The 11629-nt window shown below is 54.3% G+C and carries 7 protein-coding genes; 5 read left to right on the forward strand and 2 right to left on the reverse strand.

Annotated elements, in window-relative coordinates; genetic code table 11:
• Positions 1-145: 145 nt before the first annotated feature.
• Genes ISP19_RS04420 through ISP19_RS04440 form a run of 5 tightly spaced genes read left to right on the forward strand, consistent with a single transcriptional unit; the run spans position 146 to position 8996 of the window.
• Positions 146-1312 (forward strand): trans-sulfuration enzyme family protein, encoded by a 1167-nt coding sequence (locus ISP19_RS04420; RefSeq protein WP_204680139.1) that lies wholly within the window; start codon positions 146-148, stop codon positions 1310-1312.
• Positions 1313-1365: 53 nt separating this feature from the next.
• Positions 1366-2196 carry an ABC transporter permease gene (locus ISP19_RS04425; protein WP_204680140.1) on the forward strand — a complete coding sequence of 277 codons (831 nt, stop codon included), beginning with the start codon at positions 1366-1368 and terminating at the stop codon, positions 2194-2196.
• Positions 2186-3586 (forward strand): ABC transporter ATP-binding protein, encoded by a 1401-nt coding sequence (locus ISP19_RS04430; RefSeq protein ID WP_204680141.1) that lies wholly within the window; start codon positions 2186-2188, stop codon positions 3584-3586. The genes ISP19_RS04425 and ISP19_RS04430 overlap by 11 nt, the downstream gene beginning before the upstream one ends.
• Positions 3583-8085, forward strand: a complete 4503-nt coding sequence (locus tag ISP19_RS04435) for a glycoside hydrolase family 99-like domain-containing protein (protein WP_204680142.1) — start codon at positions 3583-3585, stop codon at positions 8083-8085. Before ISP19_RS04430 ends, ISP19_RS04435 begins: the two co-directional genes overlap by 4 nt.
• On the forward strand, positions 8082-8996 hold the full coding sequence (locus ISP19_RS04440) for an NAD-dependent epimerase/dehydratase family protein (RefSeq protein ID WP_204680143.1): 915 nt from the start codon (positions 8082-8084) through the stop codon (positions 8994-8996). The genes ISP19_RS04435 and ISP19_RS04440 overlap by 4 nt, the downstream gene beginning before the upstream one ends.
• Positions 8997-9282: 286 nt before the next feature.
• Here ISP19_RS04440 and galE read toward each other — a convergent pair whose 3' ends face one another.
• Complete coding sequence (gene galE, locus ISP19_RS04445) at positions 9283-10257, reverse strand: UDP-glucose 4-epimerase GalE (RefSeq protein ID WP_204680144.1); 975 nt, start codon at positions 10255-10257, stop codon at positions 9283-9285.
• A 130-nt stretch (positions 10258-10387) separates the two neighbouring features.
• Positions 10388-11611 carry an acyltransferase family protein gene (locus ISP19_RS04450; protein ID WP_204680145.1) on the reverse strand — a complete coding sequence of 408 codons (1224 nt, stop codon included), beginning with the start codon at positions 11609-11611 and terminating at the stop codon, positions 10388-10390.
• Positions 11612-11629 lie beyond the last annotated feature (18 nt).

The following is an 11629-nucleotide window of genomic DNA, read 5'->3' on the forward strand; positions in this document are numbered from 1 at the left end:
ATCGTCCAGCAAATTAATCCTCGTAAAACTCCGGTCCCAATGTATCTGAACGGCCTGCCACGTGCCCCAAGTCCATTTGGGGATGAAAAGGGTAAGATGGAGAGTTCTTAGCTGAGCGCTACTTTGGATCAAGGGCATAGATACAATGAAAACAGCCAGTAAGCCGCGCCCGTACGGCTTGGGAACCCGGGCCATCCACGCCGGCCAGCAGCCTGACCCCAGCACCGGCGCCATCATGACGCCTATCTACGCCACGTCCACGTATGTGCAGGAGAGCCCCGGCAAGCATAAGGGCTATGAATACTCCAGGACGCAAAATCCTACGCGCATGGCTTATGAGCGCTGCGTGGCAGACCTGGAGGGCGGGGTGGCTGGCTTTGCCTTCGGCTCCGGCCTGGCCGCCGCTGCCACGGTGCTGGACCTGCTGGATTCGGGCAGTCACGTTATCGCCATGGATGATCTTTACGGCGGTACCTACCGCCTATTCGAGCGGGTTCGGCGCCGCTCAGCGGGACTGGATTTCAGCTTTATCGATCTGAATGACGCGGATGCGTTGAAGGCTGCGCTGAAGCCCAATACGCGAATGATCTGGGCGGAAACGCCTACCAACCCCATGCTGAAGCTGGTTGACCTGGCCAAGGTCGCGCGCTTTGCCAAGAAGCACGGGCTTATTCTGGTGGTGGACAACACCTTCTGTTCGCCCCTCCTGCAACGCCCTCTGGAGCATGGGGCGGATCTCGTCCTGCATTCGGCCACCAAATACCTGAACGGGCATTCGGACATGGTTGGCGGGGTGGTTGTTGCTGGAAACCGCGAGCTGGCTGAGCAGATGGGCTTTCTCCAGAACTCGGTCGGGGCTGTTTCCGGGCCTTTCGACGCTTTCCTTGCCATGCGAGGGCTGAAAACGCTGCATTTGCGGATGAAGGCTCACTGCGAGAACGCATCTGAACTTGCTCATTGGCTGGCCAAGCACCCCGGTGTGGAGCGGGTGATCTACCCTGGTCTGAAAAGCCATGAGCAACATGCCTTGGCACGAAGACAGATGGCGGGGTTTGGCGGCATCATAAGCGTCGAGGTGAGGGGGGGGCTCAAAAAGGCACGCCGTATGCTGGAGCGCTGCGAGCTATTTGCGCTGGCGGAATCGTTGGGGGGCGTTGAAAGTCTGATTGAGCACCCGGCCATCATGACTCACGCATCCGTCCCTGCGGCCAACCGCAAACGGCTCGGTATCAGTGACGGTCTGATCCGACTATCAGTGGGCGTCGAAGACGTGGCAGATCTGAAAGCGGAGCTTTCGATGGCCCTGGAGTGATGCCAGATCATCAAGCGACTGGCATAAAAACTGATTTGTTTGGAGTGGTTTGAATGGACCCGCACATTTCTCAGCCGACGTCGCCGTGGGCGATGGTTAAAACGGTCTGGCGTCATCGCACGCTAATAACACAGATGACGGTGCGTGAAGTTGTTGGGCGCTATCGTGGTTCGTTCATGGGGCTGACGTGGTCGTTCTTCAACCCGTTACTGATGCTGTTGATCTACACGTTCGTATTTACCACGGTGTTTCATTCGCGCTGGGGAACGGGGCAGTCCGCGGGAAAAGTCGACTTCGCGATCGTGTTATTCGTCGGCATGATCGTGTATGCGATATTTGCCGAGAACATCAATCGCGCCCCGATGCTGATTGTGATGAATGTGAACTACGTGAAACGCGTAGTTTTTCCGTTGGAAGTGCTGCCGGTGATCGCCATGGGGGCTTCCATCTTTCACTGCTTCATCAGTCTGCTCGTGTGGCTGTTGGCTTATTTGTTTTTGGTCGGAGTTCCACATCTCACGGCATTACTATTTCCCTTGGTAATTTTGCCATTTGTCATAGGAATTCTCGGTGCAACTTGGTTCCTTGCATCGCTTGGGGTGTTCTTGCGCGACGTGGCGCAAACAACTGGGATTATCACAACGGCGTTAATGTTCCTTGCGCCGGTGTTTTATTCGATCGATAACTTGCCGCCGTCTTTCAAGGCCATCATTCTTGTCAATCCTGCAACGTTCATTATTGAGCAGGCGCGCTACGTCCTTGTCTGGGGGCGCGCTCCAGATTGGCTGGGTCTCGGCGTTTACACCTTGATTAGCGCGACAGTGGCCTGGCTGGGCTACTGGTGGTTCCAAAAGACTCGCAAGGGATTCGCAGATGTACTCTGAATCGTGCGCTATCGATATAAAGAATGTCTCCAAGGCATTCCCAGTATATGAGCGCCCACATCACCGTCTCGTGCAGATGCTTGCGCGTCGGAACAAGCGCCGCTGGTACAACGAATTTGTTGCGTTGCGTGACGTATCCTTTAGCGTGCCGCATGGCGAGACACTGGGTATCGTCGGACGTAACGGATCGGGTAAGTCCACTTTGTTGCAGATAATTTGCGGTACGCAAACTCCTACTGCGGGCGAAGTTAACGTTAATGGACGCGTTGCTGCGTTGTTGGAACTTGGCTCCGGATTCAATCCGGAATTTACGGGTCGTGAAAACGTCTACCTGAACGGCATTGTTCTCGGCCTGGAACGCAAGGAGATTGATGATCGCTTCGATCTGATTGCTTCTTTCGCCGAGATCGGCGATTTCATGGAGCGGCCTGTTCGCACGTATTCCAGCGGTATGTATGTGAGACTTGCATTCGCTGTGGCGATCAATGTGTCACCTGATATTCTGATTGTCGACGAGGCTCTGTCCGTCGGTGATGAAGCTTTTCAACGCAAGTGTTTTGCCCGCATCAATAAGATTCGCGAAAGTGGTGCAACGATACTTTTTGTTTCTCACTCCGCGAGTACCGTCGTGGAATTATGTGATCGTGCGATTTTGCTCGATGCTGGCGAGCTGCTGGCTATTGACACTCCCAAGTATGTCGTTTCGCGCTACCAGAAGCTGCTTTATTCGCCCGCGGACAAAGTGGCGTCAATACGGGACGCGATCAGGAACGAATCGAACTCGAATTCGGCACCGACAGATGCTGCAATAACCAACTTGTCAGATTCCGAGCAGGATGGACAAGCAGGTTCCGTTTCGCGCGATGTGAACGAGAGCGGTGAGAGGGCCTACTTTGAAGAGGGGCTTGTTCCCAAGAGTACCTTCCGATATGAAGCAGCCGGTGCCAGCATCCAGGACCCACATATCGAAACCCTGAGTGGCAAAAGAGTTAATGTGCTGGAAGCGGGGGTGGAGTATGAGTATGTCTACACCACTTCATTCGAGCGTGCAGCAACGAATGTCCGCTATGGCATGCTGATTAAGACCATTACTGGTCTGGAGCTCGCAGGCTCCGTCACGTCGTGGTCTGGAGAGGGGGTGCCTTATGTTGAAGCGGGGACGCTCGTTGAAGTCAGGTTCCGGTTTCCCTGCATGTTCGCGTCAGGTACGTATTTCTTGAATGCCGGGGTCCAGGGCTGTATAGGCGAGGAAGAGATTTACCTCGATCGCTGGCTGGATGTCGCGATGTTCAAAGTTATTCACGAGCCAGGAAAGCTCGGTACCACGATCATTGATTTGAACATAGTGCCCGAAATTAGTGTGCATCACACTTCTATGGCCCATACATGACTGTAGCGCAAGACCAACCACGCAAAGTTCTCTTCGTGCTCGGCATGCATCGCAGCGGAACGTCCGCAGCGACGCGTGTCGTGAATTTGCTCGGTGCAGAACTTGGTTCCAATCTCGTCACGCCGGGTCCCGACAACCCGGATGGTTTCTGGGAGCACGCGGACGCCGTATCAATTAATGAAGACCTGTTGAGCGGGCTCGGCAGGACTTGGTACGACATGCGTGAAATGCCGAAGGGCTGGCTGCAGCACAAGGCCGCCGAACAAGCTTTGAGTCGGATGACGGCGCTCATCCAGGCAGACTTCAATGGGTGTTCCTTGGTTGCGATGAAGGATCCCCGGATGTGCCTGACGGCGCCCTTATGGATTAAAGCATTTCAATCCCTGGGGTTTGAGATTGCCTGTCTTTTTGTGATTCGCCACCCCAACGAGGTTGCGAAATCATTACATGCGCGCAACCAGTGGACTAAAGAACCACTGTTCCTCATGTGGGTTCAGTATGTCCTGGCTGCCGCTGCTGCAACCACGCATCTCCCAAGATCAATGGTGACATTTGACCAGCTCCTTTTGGACTGGGAAGGCACGATGCAGAGGGTTGCCTCTGACTTGTCCATCAAATGGCCAAATGACGTCACAAGTGTTGCAGCGCAAGTCAATGCGTTCCTGAACAAGGGGCGTCGACATCATGTTGCGAAACATGATGCTGAAGCGTTGGGGTTTGCCGGAGGCATGCCGGAATTTGCTGCGCAGCTGTATTCGACTTGTCTGGCTATCGCCAATAGCGGGGTGAATTGGAGTGAATTGAACGGTCTTGAATATCGTTTCAATGAAATTTCGAATCTCTTTGCAGCACACGTAGACGATCTTTTGACGCTTCGCTGGGACGCCGAAGGAAAGGCCCAGCACATGGCTTACGTAGAAGATACGGCCAGGCAGCTGCGTGAAAAAGTCGCCAGCTTACAGTCTGATCTCAGTCAGAAAGAAGGTGAGATAAAGAGTTTTACAGATCAGCTTGCACGCAAGGAAGCCGAAATGACCGCAATCTTAACATCGACAAGTTGGCGAGTTACGGCGCCGCTTCGTTGGCTGCGTAGAGCGCTGCGTATCAAAGGCTCGAAGAGCCGGCTGGGGCGCGCCGCACGTGTTGCGTATCACAAGATTCCACTTTCGAATTCAAGACGACTCGCATTGAAGAGGGTCTTGTTTCAAGTGGGTGGGGTATTTGTCAAGAACACTGCGACTTATCGGGCTTGGCTCGCCCACGAGCAATCAGCGAGCGGGATGAATCAGGCGATAGGACGTGGCGGTCGAAGCGCTTTTCAGAATCGGCAAAAATCGGTTGGAGCCAAGCAGGCGGCGGCGTGGAGCGTGGTTGGCGACCTATATCAAATGTCTGCTGGTGCTCAGCAGGCAGATTATGTCGCGATGGATGATCAGCCCGTTGATGTTTGTAGCCTCGACGTTCGTGCGATTGCGTTTTATTTGCCGCAATTTCATCCGATCCCTGAAAATGATGCGTGGTGGGGTAGGGGCTTTACGGAATGGACCAATGTGTCCAAGGCTGTTCCGCAATTTGTCGGCCATTATCAGCCGCACCTTCCCGGAGAACTCGGTTTTTATGACTTGCGCGTGGTGGAGGTCATGCGTCGTCAGGTTGAGTTAGCCAAGCATTATGGAGTTCAAGGTTTTTGTTTCCATTATTACTGGTTTGCCGGAACGCGTTTGCTCGATCGGCCTCTTCAGCAGTTTTTGGATAACAAGGATATCGACTTTCCATTTTGCATCTGCTGGGCAAACGAAAACTGGACGCGGCGATGGGACGGCCTCGATCAAGAGATGCTGATCTCGCAGAACTATTCACCCGAAGACGACATGGCATTCATTGCTTCGCTTGAGCCGCTGTTGCGCGATGCACGCTATATTCGGGTAGATGGGCGCCCACTTGTCGTTCTTTACCGGCCGTCAATTTTGCCTGACGCGGCAGCGACGATAGCTCGATGGAGAGAGTACTGCCGCAATGTGGGAATAGGAGAGCTGTTCATTGCCATGGTGCAGTTCGATGTGGAGGATCCGCGTCAGTTTGGTTTCGATGCCGCCATTGAGTTTCCCCCGCATAAACTTGCGCGCGACTTGAGCCCCATCAATGGATCACTCGAGATCGTTAATCCTGACTATGCTGGCCAGGTTATCGACTACGCCAGCATCGTCGAGCGCGCACGCAAGATGGGCAAGGTGGAATACAGCATGTTCCGGGGCGTTTTCCCGTCCTGGGATAATGAGGCCCGTAAGCCGGGTCGTGGTTATACATTCGCCAATGCGACTCCTCGCCGCTATCGGGAGTGGCTCAATTTCGCAGTGGATTATGCGCGGCGACATCCTGTGAAAGGTGAGCGCATTGTTTTTATCAATGCGTGGAATGAGTGGGCTGAAGGCGCACACCTGGAGCCGGATCGCCGTTACGGCTACGCGTATCTCAAACAGACACGTGCTGCTCTGCTAAGTCACGCTGGCGAAGCAGGCGTCGAGAATCGCGTGGTGGTGGTCTCTCATGACGCTCATCCGCATGGGGCTCAATATCTCGCGCTTCACCTCGTCCGAGAGCTTCATCAAAGCATGGGCCTTGAGGTAGAGGTGCTACTGCTGGGGGGCGGGCGCCTCGTTCAAGAATTTGAGGCCATGGCGCCAGTCCATAAACTGTATGGCGATGGTTGCGACATCGAGAGGGTGGCAAACGATTTACACACGCGTGGTTTCGGCGCAGTTATTGCTAATACGGCGGTTTCAGGCAAGATTGTGGGTAAGCTGCACGAGGCCGGCTTAAAAGTGCTCTCGCTTGTGCATGAATTACCCGGCGTAATCAGAGACTACGGCTTACAGGAAGCCGTACGCGAAATGAGCGTCTATGCTGAGCACATCGTTGTGCCGGCTGCCGTTGTAGGTAAAGGACTTGGTGAATTCGTCAATTCGCAAGACCTAAAGAACAAGCTGGTCACACGCCCGCAGGGCATGTTCACGCGCAGCAGATATAGGGGCTGCACGGACCTTTCAGAAGCGCGGCTTAAGTTACGCAAGCGTCTTTCATTGAGTGCAAATGCAAAGATCGTCTTGTCCGTAGGTTACGCGGATCGGCGAAAGGGTGTGGATCTTCTCGCGCAGTCAGCGATTTTCTGCATGGCTTCCGAGCCGGACTTGCACTTTGTTTGGGTCGGCCATCACGACTCGAATACTGTCGCGGGCGCGCTGGCTGCATTGCGCGCCGCGGGTTATGAGTCTCGATTCCATTTCGTAGGCATGGATTTTGAGACGGATGATTATTATGCAGGGGCGGATGTTTATGCGCTGACGTCACGCGAAGACCCGTTTCCCTCGGTCGTGCTGGAAAGTCTTTCGGTTGGTACTCCGGTGGTCGCATTCGCAGGAACCGGTGGCGCGGCCGACTTGATCCAGCAAGATGGCGGTGGCATTTGCGTCCCTGCATTCGACGCTGCGGCTTATGCGCAGGCGCTGCTCAACATCCTTCGCAATCCCGTATTGCGGAGCGAACTGGGTGCTACTGGCGTGAAGTTGGTCGATTCGTCCTTTTCGTTCCGGTCGTACGTGATGGATCTTCTCGCGCTCGCCGACATGGATATTCCGCGAGTGTCTGTTGTCGTGCCCAACTACAATTACGCCCGCTACATGCAGAAGCGGCTTGCAACGATTTCCCATCAGACGGTGCCCGTATACGAAATCATCGTGCTCGACGATGCATCGTTCGATGACAGCCTTAGTACGTTGCAAGACCTCAGGAGCAAAATTCACCCGGAGCCGCAGATCATCAGGAATCAAGTCAATAGCGGTTCTGTATTCCGGCAATGGTTGAAAGGCGTGGAGCTGGCCAAGGGTGACTATGTCTGGATCGCCGAGGCCGATGATCTTTGTAAGCCGAACTTCTTGAGGCGACTGACGCGCCTTCTGCAGTCGCACCCCGAAGTGGTACTCGGATACACGCAATCGGAACAGATCGATGAGTCGGGCAAAGTGCTGTCGCCCAATTATTTCGGCTATACGGACGATTTGAATCTGGCGCGCTGGTCCGAGAGTTACCTCGCAGATGGCGTGGATGAAGTGACCGCCGGTCTGGCCGTGAAAAACACCTTGCCGAATGTGAGTGCGGTGTTGTTTAGGAGGGAGGCTCTGCTTGAGGTGCTACGGAACAATATCGAAGATATTGCCAGTTATCGCATCGCAGGCGATTGGCTGGTTTATCTGCTGATGCTGAAGAAGGGTAAGTTGGTGTACGACGCGAGCCCGTGCAATCAGCACCGCCGGCACTCCCGCAGCGTAACACTCGGGTCGGTGGCGGAGCAGCATTATCAGGAAGTGGTGCGAGTTCAGCGCGCGGCGGAGGAGTTGTTCGAACTGGACGAGACGACCAAAGATGCCGCACGCGTTTATGCACGCAAGCTGCGGTCATCCCTGGGGCTGCCCGATGCCAACACTGCGACGTCTGACACATGAGCGTATTGATTATCGGCGGCAACGGGTTCCTGGGGTCGAACCTAGTCAGCAGATTGCGCGAAACGGGACGTCAAGTCAGGGTGCTTGATCGTTTGCCGCAACGCCCCGATTTCGATTGGCGCGGTATTGACTATCGTATGGGCGGCCTCGACACCACCGAGTTGCTGGTTGATGTGCTTGATGGCATTGAAGTCGTCTACCACCTGGCTAGTACGACGGTCCCGGGTACGTCGAACCAGGATCCAGTGTTTGACGTCACCAGCAACATCGTCGGCAGCCTCAACCTGATTGCCGCCATGTCGAAGGTTGGGACGCGGCGCATCGTGTTCTTCTCGTCGGGCGGCACTGTCTATGGTGTCCCCCAGAGCCTTCCGGTGACGGAAAGTCATGTCCTGAGGCCTATATCCTCGTATGGCGTCACCAAGGTCGCCATCGAAAACTATCTGCTTATGTATCAGCAGATGGGAACGCTCGATCCATTGATTCTCCGGCCGTCAAATCCCTATGGGCCACGGCAATCCACGGCTGGTATTCAGGGGGCTGTCGGAGCGTTTCTGGGCAAAGCGCGTCAGGGGCAGGCAGTGACCATTTGGGGTGACGGCGAGACGGTTCGCGACTACATATATGTTGATGATCTCATTGCGCTGGCTATCAAGGCTGGCTTGAGCAATGCATGCGGCGTTTACAACGCAGGTACTGGAATCGGATTGTCGCTCAACGAAATCTGCGCTTTGGTAAGGGAGATCACCGAAACGGAGTTACCCGTGGAATACTTGCCGGCGCGAAAGTTCGATGTGCCCAAGATTGTCCTGGATATATCTGCTGCGCAACGGCGATTTGACTGGGCCCCTGGTGTCTCGCTGCAAGAAGGACTCGCTCGAACCTGGGACTCCCTTCGTACGACTGCGTGAAACCATGGACGGGTAATCTGTTCCACGGATTCATTGCGCGATGGCAGTTTCTACGGTGAAGGGTTTATACCGAGAGGATGGGTGGGGCGCCATTTAGATCATGTTTCCGGGATCATCCATGCCGGCATGGATGGGACTCGTTCCGATCAATTCTGCCTCGTCCTTCGAAAGACATAGATGCGGCCAGTCACCTATTAGGGTGACGTTTGCGTTACTGAGCCTTCACAGGTCTGATATCGCGTGCCGCGCGCTATGACCGACTAGCTGCAATAGCGGTCGAGAGGCTTTAAAAGCGCGGGTTCTGATGCCAGCGCCAGGCGCTTTCAATGATTGCCTCTATCTCGGTGAAGGTCGGCGACCAATCCAGCTGTTCGCGTGCCTTTGCGTTGGAGGCCACCAATACGGGCGGGTCACCGGCACGCCGGGGCGCATATTCGAAAGGAACACGAACGCCGGTAACGCGGCGCGCTGCCTCGATCACTTCCATTACAGTGAAGCCTCTTCCGTTGCCGAGGTTGAACTGGTGAGCACCCTCATGGTTTGCCATGAACTCGATGGCCTTCGTGTGCGCGGAGGCCAGGTCATTAACATGAATGTAGTCGCGAACGCAGGTTCCGTCTCTTGTCGCGTAGTCATGGCCAAACACCTTTAGCGTGTTGCGACCGTCAAGAGCGGCACGAAGTACATTCGGAATCAGGTGCGTTTCCGGTTCGTGTGATTCTCCAATCTCCCCGGATGGATCGGCCCCTGCCGCATTGAAATAGCGCAATGCCACGGAGCACAGGCCGTATGCTCGCGCGGCATCCATTAGCATGCGCTCGACCATTGCCTTGCTTGAGCCATAAGGATTGATTGGGCGGACAGGGTGGGATTCGGCGATAAGTTCGGACTCAGGGTCTCCGAAAATTGCAGCGGTAGAAGAGAACACGAGCTTATTGATCTTTGCGGCGCGCATGGCTTTCAATAAGTTCAGCGTACCGATGACATTGTTCTCGTAGTACGCATAGGGTTCGCTTACTGATTCTCCGACTAGCGATCGGGCGCAGAAGTGCACCACGGCATCGAAGTGCTGCGTCGTCAGCAGGGTTTCAAGCAACGGGACATCGAGCAAGTCTCCGACAACCAAGGAGGCCGGCTCGGCGGCCAGGGAATGGCCGGTAGAAAGGTTGTCGAACACTACGACCTGGTGGCCTGCTGCTAGAAGCATGCGCACCATGTGCGAACCGATATAGCCAGCGCCACCACAAACCAAAACCCTCATGCTGCTACCCCACTGATCCAGTGGCTGAATTATAGTCGGGGTCGGCGATCGCGCCTAACCGAGCACTATCGTCGACGTCCCGTTGAGGCTTTCAAATCTTCGTGGTGGCTTTGCGTAAGATTCCGGCAGCTCAACTCTGGGATTCACGTGATGCGGATGCTCGGTCTTGCGGTGCCCTTATGAAATTGCCTGCTTCGCGCCGCGAATGTTTTGCTTCAACGACCGCTTCCATCGATGGCGCGCGGTCACTCTTGACCAGCGCCTTGTAGACCTTTGATCCCAGCTTGATACCGGGTTTTTCAATCAACCGGAAACTGACCTCTGCGATGGGTATCAAAATCGCCAGCGTAATGGCGTAGCACAGTAACAAGTCCAACGATGTGGTTGGGATCGTTTTGTAGATCGATCGGTATACCGGTATCAAGAAGTACACGACGCTGGGGTGAATAAGGTAAAGCGAATAACTAATTTGTCCCATGTGAACCATGAAGCGATTGACAAATAACCGCAGTGGGAAGAAGCAAAGTCCTATCGTAAGCATCGCATAAATAGGGCCCTCCCAATAAAGGCCATTTCCAAAAATATTCGGCAGCCAGCTATGCATCAATCCCATGAACAATAAAGCGCCGGATAACAAAATGAGCAGGCCAATCTCTGGTTTTACTTTCGTTACGCCTTCATGCAAATGTTTCTTTAAGGCAAAGAAGCAGATTGCCCCGCATGAAAAAATGGGGAGATACAGGAAGACGAATCTCTGCTGCATGGACACAACGTTTTCAGCGCTGAGCGGGGAATAAAATAGAAGCACTTGAATCAGATGCCAAAGAAGAATGCACCCGATAAATAGGCAGGCTGCGCCGTAGATGCTGCGGACCTTCGCGTAGACCAAGGGGAATACGACGTAAAACATCATTTCTACACCGATCGTCCAGCCCGCCCATGGCAACCCACTTTGCCCCTTCGGGTCCAGATTGAATATGAAGAAAATGTTTGTCAGGACGTCCTTTAGCGATGGGGTGACGCGGAACAAATGGTGGTCGCGGATAACGGTCCACAGCAGGATGACATAAAAGAGAGGCGCGATTCGGAAAAATCTGTGGATGTAGAAGCTTAGTGTCGGTTTCTGTTTCGCTAGCCGCAAAGGCATCGTGTAAAACAGAGAAAATGCACTAATGACGAAAAATAGTTCGACGCCAGAACCACCCATTCGGACAATGTCTTGTGCCCATGTGGGCACGGTGAGTTGCGGCACCGGGACATAGACGGTGTGATCAAGAACCACATAAAACGCCGCTAGGCCGCGAAGCGCGTCCAGGAATTGAAGTCGTGACTTCTGAGGTGGTGTGTCTGCCATGCTGATCCGACGGTAGAA

It is taken from the genome of Dyella flava, assembly GCF_016904955.1.
Classification (GTDB): domain Bacteria; phylum Pseudomonadota; class Gammaproteobacteria; order Xanthomonadales; family Rhodanobacteraceae; genus Dyella_B; species Dyella_B flava.

Bases quoted from the DNA above. Each gene is read 5' to 3' on its own strand.
- galE (WP_204680144.1), bottom strand. From the start codon at position 10,257: ATGAGGGTTTTGGTTTGTGGTGGCGCTGGCTATATCGGTTCGCACATG.
- ISP19_RS04425 (WP_204680140.1), top strand. From the start codon at position 1,366: ATGGACCCGCACATTTCTCAGCCGACGTCGCCGTGGGCGATGGTTAAA.
- ISP19_RS04450 (WP_204680145.1), bottom strand. From the start codon at position 11,611: ATGGCAGACACACCACCTCAGAAGTCACGACTTCAATTCCTGGACGCG.
- ISP19_RS04435 (WP_204680142.1), top strand. From the start codon at position 3,583: ATGACTGTAGCGCAAGACCAACCACGCAAAGTTCTCTTCGTGCTCGGC.
- ISP19_RS04440 (WP_204680143.1), top strand. From the start codon at position 8,082: ATGAGCGTATTGATTATCGGCGGCAACGGGTTCCTGGGGTCGAACCTA.
- ISP19_RS04430 (WP_204680141.1), top strand. From the start codon at position 2,186: ATGTACTCTGAATCGTGCGCTATCGATATAAAGAATGTCTCCAAGGCA.
- ISP19_RS04420 (WP_204680139.1), top strand. From the start codon at position 146: ATGAAAACAGCCAGTAAGCCGCGCCCGTACGGCTTGGGAACCCGGGCC.